This is a genomic window from Blastococcus sp. SYSU DS0619 (assembly GCF_054051035.1).
This window is the reverse complement of sequence record NZ_JBJHAM010000005.1, coordinates 17,444-35,115: the sequence shown is the minus strand read 5'-3', so window position 1 is coordinate 35,115 and position 17,672 is coordinate 17,444. Positions and strand designations below refer to the sequence as shown.

General features: G+C 73.6%; 18 protein-coding genes. 8 read left to right on the top strand and 10 right to left on the bottom strand.

Annotated features, from left to right (window positions below):
* Positions 1 to 12: 12 nt before the first annotated feature.
* Entirely contained in the window at positions 13 to 846 is an 834-nt protein-coding gene (locus ACI79T_RS08760; protein WP_456609665.1) for a hypothetical protein, read from the top strand.
* Between the two features lie 98 nt (positions 847 to 944).
* On the opposite strand, the gene ACI79T_RS08755 is transcribed toward ACI79T_RS08760, so the two are convergent.
* The 5 genes from ACI79T_RS08755 to ACI79T_RS08735 form a co-directional block, all read right to left on the bottom strand.
* Positions 945 to 1,478, bottom strand: coding sequence for a DUF4916 domain-containing protein (locus ACI79T_RS08755; protein ID WP_456609664.1), 534 nt, complete (start codon positions 1,476 to 1,478; stop codon positions 945 to 947).
* Entirely contained in the window at positions 1,475 to 3,280 is a 1,806-nt protein-coding gene (locus tag ACI79T_RS08750; RefSeq protein WP_456609663.1) for a putative bifunctional diguanylate cyclase/phosphodiesterase, read from the bottom strand. Before ACI79T_RS08750 ends, ACI79T_RS08755 begins: the two co-directional genes overlap by 4 nt.
* A 108-nt stretch (positions 3,281 to 3,388) precedes the next feature.
* The gene (locus ACI79T_RS08745) at positions 3,389 to 3,790 is read right to left on the bottom strand and encodes a hypothetical protein (protein ID WP_456609662.1); all 402 of its coding nucleotides are present in this window, start codon (positions 3,788 to 3,790) and stop codon (positions 3,389 to 3,391) included.
* A 181-nt stretch (positions 3,791 to 3,971) separates the two neighbouring features.
* Positions 3,972 to 5,381, bottom strand: a complete 1,410-nt coding sequence (locus ACI79T_RS08740; RefSeq protein ID WP_456609661.1) for a DUF4407 domain-containing protein — start codon at positions 5,379 to 5,381, stop codon at positions 3,972 to 3,974.
* A 120-nt stretch (positions 5,382 to 5,501) separates the two neighbouring features.
* Entirely contained in the window at positions 5,502 to 5,801 is a 300-nt protein-coding gene (locus tag ACI79T_RS08735) for a hypothetical protein (RefSeq protein WP_456609660.1), read from the bottom strand.
* 226 nt (positions 5,802 to 6,027) lie between these two features.
* On the opposite strand from ACI79T_RS08735, the gene ACI79T_RS08730 reads away from it, so the two are divergent.
* The 6 genes from ACI79T_RS08730 (at position 6,028) to ACI79T_RS08705 (ending at position 12,837) form a co-directional block, all read left to right on the top strand.
* Positions 6,028 to 6,426 (top strand): hypothetical protein, encoded by a 399-nt coding sequence (locus ACI79T_RS08730; protein WP_456609659.1) that lies wholly within the window; start codon positions 6,028 to 6,030, stop codon positions 6,424 to 6,426.
* 132 nt (positions 6,427 to 6,558) lie between these two features.
* The gene (locus ACI79T_RS08725) at positions 6,559 to 7,755 is read left to right on the top strand and encodes an ABC transporter permease (RefSeq protein ID WP_456609658.1); all 1,197 of its coding nucleotides are present in this window, start codon (positions 6,559 to 6,561) and stop codon (positions 7,753 to 7,755) included.
* The gene (locus tag ACI79T_RS08720; RefSeq protein WP_456609657.1) at positions 7,752 to 8,324 is read left to right on the top strand and encodes an FtsX-like permease family protein; all 573 of its coding nucleotides are present in this window, start codon (positions 7,752 to 7,754) and stop codon (positions 8,322 to 8,324) included. The genes ACI79T_RS08725 and ACI79T_RS08720 overlap by 4 nt, the downstream gene beginning before the upstream one ends.
* A 2-nt stretch (positions 8,325 to 8,326) precedes the next feature.
* Positions 8,327 to 9,079, top strand: coding sequence for an ABC transporter ATP-binding protein (locus ACI79T_RS08715; protein ID WP_456609656.1), 753 nt, complete (start codon positions 8,327 to 8,329; stop codon positions 9,077 to 9,079).
* Between the two features lie 96 nt (positions 9,080 to 9,175).
* Positions 9,176 to 10,732, top strand: coding sequence for an APC family permease (locus tag ACI79T_RS08710; RefSeq protein WP_456609655.1), 1,557 nt, complete (start codon positions 9,176 to 9,178; stop codon positions 10,730 to 10,732).
* 53 nt (positions 10,733 to 10,785) lie between these two features.
* Complete coding sequence (locus ACI79T_RS08705) at positions 10,786 to 12,837, top strand: primary-amine oxidase (RefSeq protein WP_456609654.1); 2,052 nt, start codon at positions 10,786 to 10,788, stop codon at positions 12,835 to 12,837.
* Between the two features lie 82 nt (positions 12,838 to 12,919).
* Here ACI79T_RS08705 and ACI79T_RS08700 read toward each other — a convergent pair whose 3' ends face one another.
* From ACI79T_RS08700 to ACI79T_RS08680, 5 genes are all read right to left on the bottom strand, one after another.
* Positions 12,920 to 13,513: a TIGR03086 family metal-binding protein gene (locus ACI79T_RS08700; protein WP_456609653.1), complete on the bottom strand. Its 594-nt coding sequence runs from the start codon at positions 13,511 to 13,513 to the stop codon at positions 12,920 to 12,922.
* A 30-nt stretch (positions 13,514 to 13,543) separates the two neighbouring features.
* Positions 13,544 to 14,272 (bottom strand): helix-turn-helix domain-containing protein, encoded by a 729-nt coding sequence (locus ACI79T_RS08695; RefSeq protein WP_456609652.1) that lies wholly within the window; start codon positions 14,270 to 14,272, stop codon positions 13,544 to 13,546.
* Positions 14,265 to 15,062 carry an ABC transporter ATP-binding protein gene (locus ACI79T_RS08690; RefSeq protein WP_456609651.1) on the bottom strand — a complete coding sequence of 266 codons (798 nt, stop codon included), beginning with the start codon at positions 15,060 to 15,062 and terminating at the stop codon, positions 14,265 to 14,267. Before ACI79T_RS08690 ends, ACI79T_RS08695 begins: the two co-directional genes overlap by 8 nt.
* 8 nt (positions 15,063 to 15,070) lie before the next feature.
* Positions 15,071 to 15,964 carry an ABC transporter permease gene (locus ACI79T_RS08685; protein WP_456609650.1) on the bottom strand — a complete coding sequence of 298 codons (894 nt, stop codon included), beginning with the start codon at positions 15,962 to 15,964 and terminating at the stop codon, positions 15,071 to 15,073.
* A 68-nt stretch (positions 15,965 to 16,032) separates the two neighbouring features.
* Positions 16,033 to 17,016: an ABC transporter substrate-binding protein gene (locus tag ACI79T_RS08680; RefSeq protein ID WP_456609649.1), complete on the bottom strand. Its 984-nt coding sequence runs from the start codon at positions 17,014 to 17,016 to the stop codon at positions 16,033 to 16,035.
* A 217-nt stretch (positions 17,017 to 17,233) separates the two neighbouring features.
* On the opposite strand from ACI79T_RS08680, the gene ACI79T_RS08675 reads away from it, so the two are divergent.
* Positions 17,234 to 17,653, top strand: coding sequence for a DUF1810 domain-containing protein (locus ACI79T_RS08675; RefSeq protein ID WP_456609648.1), 420 nt, complete (start codon positions 17,234 to 17,236; stop codon positions 17,651 to 17,653).
* Positions 17,654 to 17,672 lie beyond the last annotated feature (19 nt).

Sequence of the window (17,672 nt, the reverse complement as noted above, 5' to 3'; positions counted from 1 at the left end):
ACGAGGAGCTCCATGGCGCTGGTCGCCTGCCCGAACTGCTCGAGCGAAGACATCAACGGCACGGCCCAGGCCGACAGCCGGCTGCTCATCCACTGCAACGACTGCGGCACCGAGTGGCTGCGCGGCGAGGTCCGCCGCGACCCCGGCCGGCCCGCCGTGCAGACGATCGACTCGCTGCACGCCGACTTCCCCACGGCCGCCGCCGTCCGCCACGAGATCCGCGACCGGGTCGCCGTGCTGCAGGCCGAGTTCCTGCTCGACCGGCCCGAGCCCGACCCGGAGATCGGCGAGTACCGCGACCGCTACCGGGAGCTGTTCAGCCGTGAGGGTCTCCCCGGCGCCCCTGCCGAGGACCTCCTGCACTTCGCCAACTCGAGCACGATCGCCCCGCCCGGCAACATGTCCGGCCTCAACCGGGTCTGGAAGACCCAGGGTCCGGACACGGCGGCGCAGAAGGTCCGCGAGTCGATCGGCTACCTGCTGCACCGCCCAGAGACCGTGCGCCTGGAGGACCGGCTCACCCAGTTGATCGACGGCAAGGCCGTGGGCTTCCCGTTGTTCAACAAGGAGCCGCTGCTGACCAAGGTCCTCTGCGTCGTCGAGCCCGATCGGTGGCTGCCGGTGCTGAGGTACTCGGCCGCGACGGACGGCAAGAAGGAGATCGCCAAGCTGGTCTTCGACCTCGACCTGCCGCCGGCCGCGAAGACCACGTGGACGATCGGCCGCCTGGCCACTTGGAGCAACGACCTGCTCCAGTCGCTGGTCGGCAACGACATCCCCGATCTGCAGCAGGCGACGCGGTTCCTGCTGTGGGCCAGCAACCAGCCGGTCGCCTCCCGGACCTGACCGCGGCGCTGCACCCGCGCTCATGCGCATCGTTGCGCTTCTGCACCGCCGGCAACCGCAACGATGCGCATCTCGGTGGCCCCGGGGCCACCGACGCGTCAGACGGCGAGGTGCGACAGCGCCTGCAGCAGCAGCGTCGCCTGCCCGTTCTCGAACTCGGCGAGCACCGCCGGGTCGCGGGCCTCGAGCGGCGAGAACCAGGTCAGCTCCAGCGCGTCCTGCTGCGGCGCGCAGTCACCCTCGACCGGCACCACGTAGGCCAGCGACACCGCGTGCTGCCGCGGGTCGTGGAACGGCGTCACCCCCGGCGTCGGGAAGTACTCGGCGACGGTGAACGGCTGCGGCGCGGGCGGCAGCCGCGGCAGCGCCAGCGGGCCGAGGTCCTTCTCGATGTGCCGGAGCAGGGCCGCCCGCACCCGCTCGTGGTACAGCACCCGCCCCGACACCAGCGCCCGCTTGATCTGCCCGTCCTCACCGGCCCGCAGCAGCAGGCCGACGGCGATCACCGTGCCGTGGTCGTCCACCCGCACCGGCACCACGTCGACGTACACGATGGGCAGCCGCTCGCGCGCGGCGTCCATCTCCTCGCGGGAGAGCATGCCGCCACCGGTCGCCGTCGTCACCTCGGTCATGGGGACTGTCTAGCCGATGGCACCGGAGCTGACAGGACGGCGGCGGCGTGACCCGGGCCACCCTGCGCGAGCTCGGCGACCAGCTCCGCCACCGGGCGGGGCCGGCTGTACAGGTAGCCCTGCGCGAACGGGCAGCCCAGCGCGGTCAGCGTCCGCGCCTGCTCCGGCGTCTCCACGCCCTCGGCGATCAGCACCAGGTCCAGCCCGTCGGCCAGCGCCATGACGCTGCGCAGCAGCCGCGCCCGCCGGCTCGAGGTGGTGATCGTCGAGACGAAGGAGTTGTCCAGCTTCAGGTAGTCGGTGGGCAGCGTGTCCAGCCGGGACAGCGCCGAGTAGCCGGTGCCGAAGTCGTCGATCGCCACCCGCAGCCCGTGCCGGCGCAGCGCGTGCAGCGCCTGCACCGACTGCGTCGTCTCGGCCTCCACCAGGCTCTCGGTCACCTCGACGACGGTGCGCGACGCCGGCCAGCCGGTCGCCGCCAGCGTGGCCAGCACCCGGTCGGGGAAGCCGGGGTCGTCCAGCTCCAGCCCCGACACGTTGACGGTCAGGAACAGCGCCCGCCCGGTCGCCTCGGACAGCGTCCGCGCGTCCTGGCAGGCCGCCGTCCACACGAAGGCGCCCAGCGCGCCGACCAGGCCCTCCTGCTCGGCCACCGGCACGAACTCCGTCGGCGGCACCGGCCCGCGCTCGGGGTGGTGCCACCGCACCAGCGCCTCGACGCCGGCGATGGCGCCGTCGGCCGGCGTGACGATCGGCTGCAGGTGCACCGACAACCCACCGGTCGGCCCGTCGGCGAGCGCGGCGGCCAGGTCGCGGGCCATCGGGCTGCGGCCACCGGCGTCGAGCTCGCTGCGGCCGCGGCCGAAGGTCTTCACCCGGTACAGCGCGGCGTCGGCCCGCCGCATCACGTCAGCCGGGGAGTCGCCCAGCTCGAACTCGGCCACGCCCACCGACGTGCCGATGTCCGGCAGCGCCGCCCGCAGCCGCTCGGCGCAGGCCAGCGCCCGGTCGCCGTCGTGCCCGGGCAGCAGCAGGGAGAACTCGTCGCCGCCGTGCCGCGCGAGGACGGCGCCGCGCGGCAGCGACGTCCGCCAGGCGCCCGCGACCGCGCGCAGCATCTCGTCGCCGGCCGCGTGGCCGCGGGTGTCGTTGACGGCCTTGAAGTGGTCGAGGTCGAACAGCGCCACCGACAGCGGTTCACCGGTGCGCAGGGCCGCCCGCGCCGCGGCGTCCAGCGCCTCGTCGAAGCCGCGCCGGTTCATCAGCCCGGTGAGCGCGTCCTCGGACGCGCTGGCCGCCCGCCGCGCGAGGACGCCGACCGCGCCGGCCGAGCCGACGACGAGCAGTCCCAGGACGAGCGCCGGCCCGATGGCGATGTCGCCGCGCAGCACGACCACGACCGCGCCGATGGCCAGCAGCTCCGCGAGGAACCCGAGCGCCCACAGCAGCGGGAAGAACAGGAACGCGTCCATCGACGCGAACGTCATCAGCGCCAGCACCGCCACGGCGCCGTGCGCCATGGGCGAGGCGACGGCGACGACCCCGATGCCGACCGAGCCGATGGCGACGAGCACCTGGAAGAAGACCCGCGGCACCAGGTGACCCCAGCGGATCACGGCCAGGCCCAGCAGCGTGGTGACCGGTCCGAGGGCGGTGATGGCCGGGTGGACGGCGCGCAGCGCGCCCGGGGTGCCGAGCACCAGCGCGACTGCCGCCAGGCCCCCCGTGGCGGTGAGCAGCCCGGCGGTCCGGGCGACGACCCGCGGGGTGGCCACCTCGGGGGCCATCCGGCTGATCTGCATGGCACTGTCCTCGGCTGCCGGAAAGCGGAACTTCACCGGTCAGATCGCCGTCGCGCCGACTTCCCCCCGTCCGGGTGACGCAGCGCACTCTCCGACCTGCCGGCCGGCTCAGTCCCCGGTGTAGGCGGCGACGCCGAACTGCTGCTCGCCGTCCTCGTCGACCTGGACCAGCACCGTGTAGGCCTGGCCGCCGATGATCGCCGCGCAGGTGTCGCCGTCGCACTCCACGGTGGTCACCTCGGCGCCCTGCGCGGTCACCGTCTCGGTGAACGCGGCCTCGGTGGCGGCGTTGTCGTCGTCGACTCCGCCGCGCCACAGGATCAGCCCGGCGATCGCGATCGCCGCCACCACGACGGCGATCAGCACCGCGGTCAGCAGCCCGCTGTTCCGCTGCGCCCAGCCGGGCTCGCCGGCCGACCCCGTGGCGAGGGTCTCGCCGGCCGGTCCGGTGCCGGCCGGGTCCGCTCCGCCGTCGATCTGCTGCGTCGGCTCGGGCGTGGTGGTGCTCATCGGGATGGTGTCCTCACGTCGGATCGGGGATGTGCGGCGGTGCCGGGAGCCGGCCCGCGCAGCAGGAAGCCGGGCGGCCAGAGCCGCCCGGCTGACGCTCCGGACTCTCGCACGGCGGAGCCGTCCTGCAGCGCTCCGGCAGCGGACTCACAGCAGACCGGCAGCGGACCCCCAGCGGGGGTCAGACGGTCGTCGGCGTCCGGTCGCCGGGGCGACGGCGCACCGAGCGCACCGTCCGGACGGCGGCGCTGCGGGCCAGCTCGCGGATCGGGCCGGTGTCCCACAGCTGCCGCGGCTCCTCGCCGACGACCGGCTCGACGGGGGCCGGCTCGACCTGCCGCTCGCGCTCCACCCGGGCCGCGACCTCGGCCAGCGCCGCCCGGCGCCGCGCGAGGATCGCCTCCTTCTGCCGGTCGACCCGCTCCTTCTCGGCGAGCACCAGCAGCTCCTCCTTGGCCTGCGCCACGGTCCGCCGCGACTCCTGCGCCATCTCCTCCAGGTCGACGTCACCGGAGTCGCGCATCGCGGCCAGCCGGTCGTAGGCGGTGGGCGGGCTGAAGTTCAGCAGCAGCTTCATCAGCACCGGCAGCACCTCGACGCACATGAACAGCAGCGAGAGCATGAACTGCGCGGCGGCCAGGGTGCCGTTCTTGTCGCCCAGCCGGTCCAGCGCCTCCAGCCGCAGCAGGATCCCGCCCGAGCCCTCGTTCTGGGCGTCGAAGGCGGCCTGCAGCCGGTCCAGCTCGGCGGTCAGCCGGGTGAGCTCTGCCCGGTCGCCGTCCAGGGACGACGAGGCCAGCGCCGCGCTGCGGCCCTCGGCCGCGCCCACGGCGGCGACGGCGGCGTCCAGCTCGCTGCGGGCCGCGGCGACGACGGCGGCCTGCGCGTCGGCCGCGGCGCGGGCCTGGGCGTAGGCCTCGCCCGTGCCGGCGTCGCCCGTGCCGCAGGTCCCGTCGAGCTCGCACTGGGCCTTGGCGTCGAGCTCGCGGGACAGCACCAGCGCCGAGTCCAGCGCCGCCTGCTTGGTGGGCACCGCGCCGCGCACCGCGGCCAGTCCGGCGTCGCTGGCACCGCCGGTGGCGACGACCGCCTCCTGCGCGGCGATCCGCTCCTCGAGCGCCGGGAGCCCGGCGAACCGGGTGTCGGCCTCGAGGGTCTGCCGGTGGGCGTCGGCGGCCTCGGCCTGCATCACCACGATCTCGGCGTCGATCTCCTTGTGGAACACCTGCAGCGTCAGCGGCGTCGCGACGACGACGCCGAGCACCAGCGCCAGCCCCACGCGGGGCACGGCCATCGCCAGGTTGCGCTTCAGCGAGGAGTCGTGCGCCATCCCGACCAGCAGCATCCGGTCGAGGTTGACCACGACCGCGCCCCAGCCGAGGCCGACGAGCAGGGCCAGCGGCCACCACACGCCCAGCGCCATCGCGACGGCGAACGCGGCCGAGACCGCGGCCAGCGCGCCGGTGCTCAGCAGCACGCCGCCCAGCGCCACGAACCGGGGCCGCGCCCCGGGCGCGGCCGCCAGCACGTCCGGACGCGCGCCGGCCAGGACGGCCAGCCCGTCGCCGAGACGACGTCGTCGCTCGCTCATGCGGTGCACCCCCGGGCGACGGGGATCGCGAAGGACCGTCACCCACGACTGCTCATCGGCAGGCGCACCGGGTCATGGCACCGTGACCGATCTCGCTCCCGTCGCCCGGGGTGTCGCGGGTCAGCCGACGTCGGCGGTGTCGTCGACGTCGGGCCCGCCGTCGACACTGCCGGCGTCCTCCTCCCCGGTGCCGTCGTCGGTGCCGGTGTTGTCGTCCTCGTCGATGCCGCCGGTGCCGCGATCGATGCCGTCGGCGTCCTCCTCGCCGCCGTCGACCTGGTCGGGGCTGCCGACCTCCTCGCTCTGGAAGACCTCCGGGACGCCGGGGCCCTCGTCCACCTCGTCGTCCTGGCCGCAGCCACTCAGCCCCAGGCCCGCGGCCAGCACGGCGCCGGCGACCATCCGTGTGCTCCTGCGCATGACTCCTCCTCGTGCGGTGCTGCTGTCCTCCCCTGGGTTCCCATCCGGCGGGCGGGGCAGCGGGGCGGACGGCGGATGACACGGCTTCGACATCTGCGGCCGCTCGGGGGGCGCGCGCGGGTGTCGCCGGAACGTCCCGTTCCCGAGATGCTCCGGAAACGACCGGCCGACAGGGTCGGTGGCGCAGGCGGCGCCGGCCGGGCGCCGGCGACCACCGGGAGACCTGATGACCACGTTCCCGCGCGAGGGCACCGCCGTCCTCGCCCTGCCCGCGGGCGTGCGCGTCCTCGGCCGGGCCGCAGCCCTCCTGGCGCTCGGCTCCGCCGTCGTCCACCTGCTGCTGGTCGACACCTCCACCCTCGGCTCGCTGGCCATGCTGGGCATGGCGCTGGCCTGCCTGCCGTGCGCCTGGCACCTGTGGCGCGATCCGTCGGGGCGGGTCTGGGCGGTGACGGCGACGGTCGACGCCGCGATGCTCGTCGTCCACCTGCAGATGCTCGCCCCCCGATCCGGCCACGTGCACGGGGCCGGCACGCCGGGTCCGCTCATGTGGCTGGGCCTCGGGCTGGTCGGCGCGCAGCTGGTCGCCGCCGCCCTCGCCGCGGGAGCGGCCGCCCGCCGCTGAGCGATGCCCTGAGCGCCTGCCCGCCTCGAGTGCGAACTCGGGAACGCGGCGTTCACGCGGCGGGTCGTCCGTTCACCAGCACGGAAGAACGCGGGCCGAACAGGGGAAACAACCCGCCACCACAGTTCCGGCATGGCAGTGACGACCGTCGAGGAGACCCGCACCGGCTCTCTCGCGCACCCGGTGCAGATCGAGGCGGCCGCCCGGAGTCTGCGCGACAGCACGTCGGTCCGGCTGCTCCGGTTCGCCCTCGCGAACGTGCGCCGGCGCCCGGAGCGGTTCGCCCTCGCGGTCTTCGGGATCGCCCTGGCCATCCTCTCGGTGACCGTGGTGCGCACCATCTCCTCGAGCTTCGCCATCACCGGCAGCGACTCCGTGACCCGCGTGCTCGACGGCGCCTCGCTGTGGGCGGTGCCCGCGGCCGGCGTCCACTACGACAGCGACGCCGGCGCGTTCGTCGCCGACGGCCCGGCGCCCGACCTGACCGTCCCCGACGGCTGGACGGCCACCCGCACCGTCACCGGCGTCTGGTCGTCGGACGCCGGCGACCTGCCGGTGTACGGCAGCGACGCGGTCGCCGGCGGCACCGCCGTCCTCGGCTCGCAGGCGGCCGAGACGCTCGGGCTCGGCGACGGCGACACCCTGGCCTTCGGGGGCGCCGAGCTCGCGGTAACCGTCGGCGGCGACGACCCGGTGGTCGCCGTCCCGGAGGCGCTCGCCGTCGACGTCGTCGGCGACGACGGTTGGTGGACGGTCACCGAGCCGGCCGAGCAGGCCGGCCGCAACGACCTCGGCGCCCTGCTGTCGGCCGACAGCGGGCTGCCCGCGACCACCAACCCGGCCGTGCAGCCCGAGGCCGGCGGCGACGGGCTGATCTACGACGCGGTCGGCGGCAGCGGGGCGACGACGTTCGAGCAGGAGTTCTCCGCCCTCTTCTCCGGCCAGGTGACCAGCTCGGCGTTCGGGCTGATCTCGGTGATCGGGCTGGTGCTCGGCTTCGTCATCGCCATCTCCTCCTTCCTCGCCGCGGTGCAGGAGCGACGCCGGGAGTTCGGGATCATGGCCAGCATCGGCCTGGCCGACGAGGTCCTCTACTTCTTCCTCGTCGAGTCCGCGCTGGTCTTCGTCTCGGCGTACCTCCTCGGCATCGGCCTCGCCGGGGTCGCCGTCTGGCTCGTGGTGCCGGAGATCGCCACCCCCGTCGCCTGGCTCGCCGCCGCCGGCACCGTCGCCGCCTACCTGCCGGCGATGGCGATCGTCGGCGCGCTCGTACCGGTCCACCGGCTGCTGCAGCAGCGGCCGGTCCAGCTCCTCGGGGACTCCGCATGAACCAGTTGAGGTTCGGCCTCGCCTACGGCCTGCTCTCCACCCGCCGCCGCGCCGAGGCGCTGGCGCTGCCCGTCGTGACGACGGCGACCGGCGCCTTCCTCCTCGTGCTCGTGCTCGGCATGGCCTCGGGGATCAGCGCCCAGGCCGCGGCGCTCGGCCACGCCGACGCGATCGAGCGGGCCGTGGTGCTCATCGCCGTCACGGTGCTGCTGGTCGGCGTCGTGGAGGTGGCGGTCTCCACCACCCGCACCGTCGTGCACCGCACCCGCGAACTCGGCGTGCTCAGCGCCACCGGCGTGCCCCGGCCGCCCGTGGTCGCTGCGCTGCTGGTGGAGCCGGTGGTCGCCTCGGTCGCCGGCGCCGTCCTCGGCTCGGCCGCCGCCGTCGGTACCGCGGCGGTGCTCGCCGCCACCGGGGCCGCCGCCACGGGGGTGTCCGCCACCGGCACCGCCGTCGGGGTGCTGGTCGCCGTCGTCGTCAGCGCCGTCGCCGCCGTGGCCACCAGCATCCTGCCGACCTGGCGGGCCGCCTCCCGCCCGCCGATCCGATCCCTCTCGTCTGGAGCCTGACCATGACCCTCGTTCCCGACACCGCCCCCGGCACCGGCACCGGCACCGCCGGCCCCGACGCGACGCCGGCGACCGCCCGGCCCGTCGTCCAGGTGACCGGCGCGTGGAAGCTGCACAAGCTCGGCGACGAGGTGGTGCGCGCGCTGGTCGACGCCGACCTCACCGTGCTCCCCGGCGAGTTCGTCTGCCTGATGGGGCCCAGCGGCAGCGGGAAGTCGACGCTGCTCAACATCATCGGCGGGCTGGACCGGCCGACCAAGGGCAGCGTCGTCATCAACGGCACCGACACCGCGACGCTCACCGAGAGCCAGTTCGCCGCCCTGCGCCACGACACCGTCGGCTTCATCTTCCAGAGCTACAACCTGATCCCGTTCCTGTCGGCCGTGGAGAACGTCGAGCTGCCGCTGATGTTCGAGCCCTACGACCGGGCCGCGCTCCGGAAGCGGGCCCTCGAACTGCTCGACCTGGTCGGCCTCGGCCACCGGGTGGACCACTCCCCCACCAAGATGTCCGGCGGCGAGCAGCAGCGCACCGCCATCGCCCGCTCGCTGATCAGCAACCCCCAGCTGATCCTCGCCGACGAGCCGACGGCCAACCTCGACCACCGCACCGGCGCGACCGTCGTCCGCCTGCTGCGCGACCTGTGCTCGGACCTCGGCGTCACCGTCGTCGCCAGCACGCACGACCCGACGGTCGCCGAGCAGGCCAGCCGCGTCGTCCGGATGACCGACGGCGCCATCGACGGCGCGCACTAGCTCCCAGGAGCGCACCACCCCGGACGCCACCCCGGGACACCCCCACCCGAACACCCCCCGCCCGAGCTCCGCCCTGCCCGACGCCCAGGAGTGCCCATGTCCGCCGATGCCCTGCCGACGTCCGCCACCCCGTCCGCTCCTCCACCGGCAGCGCCCTCCCAGCGCGCACTGCCCATGACCACCGAGCTGGTGCCCGAGCAGGTGCTGCCCAAGGTGATGAGCACGTTCGGCCTCACCGCCACCTACGTGTTCATCATCTGCTGGATCACCGGTTCCTCGGTGATGGCCACCGGCGGGTGGAACGCGATCCCGATGTGGGTGCTCGGCATCGTGCTGTTCCTGGTTCCGGCCGGTCTCGCCGTCGCCGAGCTCGGCAACCTCTGGCCGGGGCAGGGCGGGGTCTACATCTGGGCCTACCGCACGATGAACGAGCCGATGGCGTTCTTCGGCGGCTACCTGTCGTGGATGCCGGTGATCCTCAACGGCGCCGCGTCGCCGGCCATCGTGGTGCAGCTGCTGCTGCTCGCCTTCCACGCCGAGATCGGCATCACGCTCAGCATCATCCTGCAGCTGCTCATCCTCTGGGTGGTCATCGGCCTGGCGCTGGCCAAGCTCGCCGCCAACCAGCGGATCATGAACGCCGCCTTCCTCACCTACGGCGTGCTCACCGCGGTCATCTTCGTCGCCGGCGCCCTGTACGCGGTGAACAACGGCGGTCCGGCCACCGAGTTCGTCGCCCGCGACGCGCTGATCCCGAACTTCGCCGTGGGCGGCTTCCTGTTCGGCACCGTGCTGCTCTACCTGGTCGGCGTCGAGACCCCGTTCAACATGGGCGCCGAGTTCCTGTCGGTGAAGCGCAGCGCCACCCGCATGATCGGCTGGGGCTCGCTGGCGCTGATCGCCATCTACCTGCTCACCACGCTCGGCACGATGATGGCCCTGCCGTCGGCGCAGATCGACCCGGTCACCGGCGTCATCGGGATGCTCGACGTCGCCGGCTTCCCCGGGCTCATGGAGATCGCCGCCGTCGTCCTCGCGCTCATCGTCTTCGTGGCGCTGGTGACCTACCAGATCGCCTACTCCCGGCTGATCTTCGTCTCCGGTCTCGAGCGGCACCTGCCGCGGATCTTCACCCACCTCAACCCGCGCACCCGCAACCCGGTGACCGCTCTGCTGGTGCAGGGCGCGCTCTCCTCGACGGTGATGGTCGCGCTGTTCTCGCAGTCCAGCCTGGCCAACGTCACCGTCTATCTCACCGGCGCGCTCAGCGTCATCTGGCTGGTCTCCGGCTTCTTCTTCTTCGTGCCGCTGGTGCGGGCGCGGAAGCGGTACGCCGACCGCTACGCCACCGAGGACTTCTGGCGGATCCCCGGCGGGATGCCCGCCGTCTGGGCCGTGGCGGTGATCGGCTCGCTGAGCACCACGGCCGGCATCTACTACTCCTTCGCCACCCCCTGGATCGACGTCCCGGCGTCCACCTGGATGACCTGGCTGGGCTCGATCGTCGCCGTGGCCCTGCTCGTGGGCCTGCTGGTCTACGTCTTCGGACGCCGGTCGGCGGAGAAGCTCAGCGCACCCGACGCCCTCGCCCACCTCGCCGTGCTCGAGCTCCCGGAGCAGCGCTCGGCGTCGTCGGCCGGCGAGCCGGTCTGACCGGCACCGCCGTCCCCCTTCCGATCCCGCACTCGCCCGAGGAGCGTCTCCGCATGGCCGTCGACACCGCACTGACCGATCTGCCCGGCGTCTCCCCCGCCGCCGCGCGCCACCCGCTGGACCCGCTGAGCGGCGCCGAGATCGAGCGCGCCGGCTCGATCGTGATGGGGAGCGAGCACGCCACCCCCACCCTGCGGTTCGTGATGATCTCGCTGGCCGAGCCGGCCAAGCCGGCCAGCCTGGTCTTCGACCCCGCCGACGTCCCGCCCCGGCAGGCCTTCGTGGTGGCCTACGACGGCGCGCAGAAGCTGATCTTCGAAGGCGTCGTCGACCTCGAGGCCGGGCTGCTCGCCGCCTGGACGCCGGTGCCCGGCCGCTTCCCCTCCTACCTCGCCGAGCACATGGACGGCGTGGAGAAGGTCGTGGTGCAGGACCCCCGCTGGCAGGAGGCCATGCGCAGGCGCGGCGTCACCGACTTCGACCTGGCGATGGTCGACCCGTGGCCCACCGGCTACTACGGCGCACAGGACCACTACGACAACTCCCCGCTGCTGTGCCGGCCGCTGACGTTCATCCGCTCCGAGCCCGGCGAGCACGGCTACGCCCGGCCGGTCGAGGGCGTCATCGTCACCTTCGACCTCGACGCCATGGCCGTGATCGACGTCGAGGACCACGGCGTGGTGCCGCTCCCCCGGTACGCCGGGAACTACGAAGAGCGCTTCATGTTCCGCGAGGGCAACCGGCCGGCGTTCAGCGCGTTCCGCGACGACCTGAAGCCGATCGAGATCACCCAGCCCGAGGGCCCCAGCTTCACCGTCGACGGCTGGAACGTGACCTGGCAGAAGTGGTCGCTGCGGGTCGGGTTCAACCCGCGCGAGGGCCTGGTGCTGCACCAGCTCGGCTACACCGACCGCGGCGTCGAGCGGCCGATCATGTACCGCGCCGCGCTCTCGGAGATGGTCGTCCCGTACGGCGACACCGCCCCGACCCACTGGAACAAGAACGTGTTCGACATGGGCGAGGTCGGGATGGGGCTGATGGCCAACCCGCTCACCCTCGGCTGCGACTGCCTCGGCGAGATCTTCTACTTCGACGGCGTCGTCAACGACTCGATGGGCAACGCCGTCACCATCCCCAACGCCGTCTGCATGCACGAGGAGGACTACGGCATCGCCTGGAAGCACACCGACTTCCGCACCGGCGTCGTCGAGGTCCGCCGCTCCCGCCGGCTGGTCATCTCCTTCATCGCCACCGTCGGCAACTACGAGTACGGCTTCTTCTGGTACCTCTACACCGACGGCAACATCGAGTACGAGGTCAAGCTCACCGGCGTCCTCACCACCGGCGCGATCGCCGAGGGCGAGAAGCCGCGCTACGGCAACCTCGTCGCCCCCGGCCTCTACGGGCCGCACCACCAGCACCACTTCAACGTCCGCATGGACATGTGCGTGGACGGCCCCGGCAACAGCGTCTACGAGGTCGACTCAGTCCCCGAGCCCGACCCGGCGCTCAACCCGCACGCCAACGCCTGGATCACCCGGGAGACGCTGGTGGCGTCGGAGGCCGAGGGAGCGCGGGACTGGGAGTTCTCCACCGCGCGGTACTGGAAGGTGGTCAACCCCTCGAGGGTCAACGAGCTGGGCAGCCCGGTCGGCTACAAGCTCATGCCGCGCGAGGTCGTCCCCTCGATGCTGCAGGAGGGGTCCTACATCTTCGACCGGGCCCGCTTCGTCCAGCACCACCTGTGGGTGACGAGGTACGAGCCGCGCGAGCTGTACGCGGCCGGCGACTACCCGTACCAGAGCCCCGACGCGCAGGGCCTGCCCGAGTACATCGCCGACGACGCGCCGCTCGAGGACACCGACGTCGTGCTCTGGTACACCGTCGGCGCCCACCACGTGGTGCGGCCGGAGGACTGGCCGGTCATGCCGTGCGCCTACATCGGCTTCATGCTCAAGCCGGTCGGCTTCTTCGACGGCAACCCGGCGCTGGACCTGCCGCCGAGCGCGTCCTGCTCGCACTGCCCCGCGGGCGCGTGCACCTGCGGGCACTCCGAGACCCACCGCGGGCTCCCGCTGGCCGAGAACGGGCACGGGCACGCCTGACCCGTGAGGCGCACACCGGTCCGGCGCTGCCCCCTCGGGGGCGGCGCCGGACCCGTCCGGTCAGGCGGCGCGCACCCCGCCGTCATGCGGGCTCGGCCCGGGCCCGCCAGCGCGGATCGCGGCCGGTGCGCCCGAGCAGCCGGTCGAACGCGGGCGCATCGCCGGGCACCGGCACCGGCGGGCCGAACAACCCCTCGGGCTCGTCCGCGGGGTCGCTGCGGTCGCCGACGAACTCCATGCACGCGCGCACGGCGGCGTCGTCGGGCCGGTAGTCCTGGCCGGTGGCGACGGCGAGGTCCCAGCCGTGCACCAGCACCTCGTCCAGGGCGACGGCGGCCATCGCCGGCGCGGGCATCCGCACACCGGCCACCTCCGCCTCCCCCTCCCACGCGGCCGGGTCGCGCCAGGCGGCGGCCAGCGCCGCGAGCTGCGCGGGCAGCCGGGTGCGCCAGTCCGCGGGCAGGTCGGCCGGGTCGGCCGAGGGGCCGCCGTCGAACGCGGTCTTCTCCGCGGCCAGCCGGAACGCCAGGGTGAGGCCGGCCAGGTGGCTGAGCAGGCCGGCCACCGGGGTTCCCGCGCACGGCGTCGGATCGTCCAGCTGGTCGTCCCGCACCCCGGCGACCACGCGGGCCACCTCGGCAGTCTGCGGGCCCAGGTCGAGCGTCGTCGTCTGCATGCCGGATAGGACGGCGACGGCGCCCGCGAGTCATCGGTCCGGGCGCACTCCGACCCGGCGTCCCCCGTCGCCGGTGCTACCCGCGGGGGCGACCCGCCCGTGGGCGCACGCCGGCGCACCGTTGCCGGCGGTGCGCCCTCCCGGGATGCCCACGGTGAGCCAGGTGGCCACGGCGACCTCGCCGGTGCGGTTGACGACGCGGTGCGGCTTCGCCGCCGGGAAGTGGATGGCGTCCCCGTGGGACAGCTCGACCTCGCCGTCGCCGAACTGGAAGGTGAGCATCCCCGACGTCACGACGCCGGTCTCCAGGCCGCTGTGCGCGAGGAAGTCCCCCTCCTCCCCGGATGCGGCGCCCGGCGGGTAGGTCGACTCGAAGAACTCGGTGCCCGGCAGCGGGTACGGGGTCAGCCGCCGGTAGACGACGCCCTGGTCGAGGCCGAGGGTCCGCGCCCCGCCCGCCCTCGCCACGCGCACCCCGCGCAGCTCCTCCCCCGCCGCGGCCTCGCCGTCGGCCGGCGGGAAGGCCGGGGCCACGGACTGGTCGAACACCGTCGTCAGCGGCAGCCCGAGCACCCCCATGATCCCCACGAGCCGGCCGACCGACGGCGCCATGGCCCCGGTCTCGATCTGGGAGACCGCCGACGCGCTCACCCCCAGCCGCCGGGCGACCTCGGTGAGCGAGAGGCCGACGTCCTGGCGCAGCCGCCGGATCCTCGCGCCGAGCAGGTCGGGGGCGAAGTCGCCGACCTGCTCAGACACCGACGGGGGCGGCGTGCACCAGGTCGGCGATCCGCCGCTTGACCGCGTTGAACGCCGGCGCGGTCACGTCCCGGTCCGCCAGCTCCACCGGCACGACCTCGCTGACGTGCCCGGGCACGCCGTGGGACGCGCCACCGGTCATCACCACCACCCGGTCGGCGAGGTAGACCGCCTCCTCGATCGAGTGCGTCACGAGGACGACCGTCGTGTGGGTCTCCGCGTGGATGCGCTTGAGCTCGGCCTGCAGGTCCGAGCGGGTCAGCGCATCGAGGGCGCCGAAGGGCTCGTCCATCAGCAGCAGCGACGGGTCGTTGGCCAGCACGCGGGCGATCGCCACCCGCTGCTGCATCCCCCCGGACAGCTGCGCGGGATACTTCTCGGCGAACCGGCTCAGCCCCACCGCCCCGATGAACCGGTCCGCGACCTGCCGCACCTCCGCCCGGGGCAGCTTCTTGCGGGCGGGACCGTAGGAGACGTTCTCCCGCACGGTCAGCCAGGGGAACAGCCCGTAGTCCTGGAAGACGACGCCACGGTCGGGGCCCGGTCCGGTGACCGGTGCGCCGCCGACCTCGACGGAGCCGGCGGTGGCGTGCTCGAACCCGGCGAGGATCCGCAGCAGGGTGCTCTTGCCGCACCCGCTGGCGCCCACGACGGCGACGAACTCGCCCGACGCGATCGTCAGGGACACGCCGGACATGGCGAGGACCTCGCCGCCCGGCGTCTCGTACGCCTTGCCGAGGTCCGCCAGCCGGACGTCGGCCATCCGGCAGGCTGGCACGTGGGTGCTCATCGCTGCTCCTACTTGATCAGGGGACGGTCGCGGAACAGGACGCCGAAGAGCAGCATGAGCAACCGGTCGGAGAGGAACCCCGCGATCGCGATGCAGATCATCCCGACGACGATCAGGTCGGTCCGGACGACGTCCCGCGCCAGGAAGATGGTCGAGCCCAGGCCGGTGGGGACGCCCGTGGTCTCGCTCAGCACGAGGATGACCCAGGCCAGTCCCAGCCCGACCCGCATGCCGTTGACGATGGCCGGCGCGGCCGCGGGCAGGACCACCCGCAGCAGCGTGCCCGGACCGGAGGTGCCCAGCATCCGCGCGGCCTCCAGCAGCCGCTCGGGCACCTGCCGGGCGCCGCTGATGGTGCCGAGCACGATCGGGAAGAAGGCCGACAGCGTGATCAGGAAGATCGACGCCTGGTCGCCGTAGCCGATCAGCAGGGCGACGAGCGGGACCCAGGCGGTCGCCGGGATGGGACGGAACAGGTTGATCATCGGGTCGAACAGCGCGAACGCCGTCCGGAAGCGGCCCATCACGATGCCCAGCGGCACGCCGATCGCCGTCGCGAGGGCGAACCCGGAGGCGACGCGCAGCGCGCTGGCGCCGAGATCGGTCCACAGCAGCTGGCTGAACGCGTCGTCCCGCAGGCCGCCGAAGGCGTAGTCCCACAGCGAGACGGCGACGTCGCCCGGCAGGGGCAGGAAGCCCATCCGGATGCCGAACGGCAGCTCCCACTCCTGCTGGCGGCCGACGTGCCAGAACAGCAGGAACAGGATCGGGACCGGCAGGCCGAGCAGCACGGCGCGGGCCGTGCTCCCCCCGCGCCGTCGGCGGGTGCGGGGCGGCGGGGCCAGGGTGCCTGGGGCGCCGACCGGCGCCGTGGGGCCCGTGGTGGTGGCCGTGTCGGCCATGGCGATGTCCTTCAGAGGTGGTGGGCGGTCGGGGGCGCCGGCCGGGGACCGCCCGGCGCCCCCGCGGATCAGTCCTCCGGCGCGAACGTGGTGTCGACGATGTCCTCGATCGCCGGCGCCTCGTCGATCAGGCCCAGGCCGGCCATCTCTCCGACGAGCGCCTCGACCTGGGTCAGGTACTCCTGGCTCAGGTCCGACCGGAGCGTGAAGTTCTCCAGCGCCGTCTCCAGGACCTCCTGGTCGCCGCCGAACTCCGCGACCATGTCCGGCAGCCACTCGTCCACGTTCTCGCTCATGTAGGCAGTGGTGGCGACGTGGGTGTCGACGACCTTCTGCACCAGGTCCGGGTTCTCCTCGATCAGGTCCCCGCGGGTGGCCAGGCCGATGTTCACCTGACCGATGGAGGTCGAGTAGGGGTCGGCGATCTCGGTGCTGCCCGCCGCCTTCGCGAGGGAGACGCCGATCTCCACGCCGAAGAAGGCGTCGATGGAGCCGCTCGCGAGGGCCGAGGCGAGCTCCGGCGGCGCGACGGTGACCAGCTCGAGGTCGGCCGGGTCGATGCCCTCCTCCTCGAGGATGAGCCGCAGGGCCACCTCCGGCGCGCTGCCCTGGATGTAGCCGACCTTCTTGCCGACGAGGTCGGACACCGAGTCGATGTCGTTGCCCAGGAACCCCCAGCCGCCGTCGGCGGCCGAGGCGACGATCTTCAGGTCCCGGTCCTGGGCGATCGAGGAGACGGTCGAGGTGACCCCGGTGACGGCGAAGTCGACGGCGCCGGAGACGAGGGCGTCCGACAGCGACGGCGTGCTGTCGAGGATGACGACCTCGAACTCCACCCCCTCCTCGGCGTATTCCTCGTAGAGGAACGGCGCGTAGAAGTGGGGCTGCCCGCGGAGGGTGCCGACCGTCACCGTCTCGGTCTCACCACTCGCGCCGCTCGCGGCGGCCTCGTCTGTCGAGTCGGCCGGGTCGGACGAGCAGGCGGCGAGGGCGACGACGGCGGCGGCCGAGGCAGCGAGGGCGAGCAGTCGCTGCGCGGGACGGGCGCTCATGGAACTCCTTCGGGACGGTGGCCGGACCGTGGTGGCGGACCGGGATCGCGCGTGAGCGCCTTCGTCCACGACTCAAGCTCCTCCGGCGGCAGCGGTGGTTTCCCGGCAGTGACGTCGCTGTTAAGTCATGGCTGAACGACGTGCGCCGCACCGCGCGCACCTCCCGCACCGGCCCGGGCGCCGACGGGCGCCGGGGCCGTGCGGCACCCTGGTGCCCGTGAGCGACTCCTTCGACCTCCGCCGGTTCGTCGACGCGCAGGCCCAGACCTACGACCAGGCGCTGGCCGAGCTGCGCGCCGGCGAGAAGCGCACCCACTGGATGTGGTTCGTCTTCCCCCAGATCGCGGGCCTCGGCCGCAGCGGGATGGCGCAGCGGTTCGCGCTCTCGGGCCTGGCGGAGGCCCGCGCCTACCTGGCGCACCCGACGCTCGGCCGCCGGCTGGTCGAGTGCGCGCGGGCGCTCACCGCGCTCGACACCGACGACCCGGTGCGCGTGATGGGCTCGATCGACGCGCAGAAGCTGCGCTCGTCGATGACCCTCTTCGCCCGGGCCGCGCCCGAGCAGCCGGTGTTCCGCGAGGTGCTCGACCACTACTTCGGCGGCGCCGAGGACGAGGCGACGACCAGCCGCCTCTGACCGGCAGGCGGTCGGACCG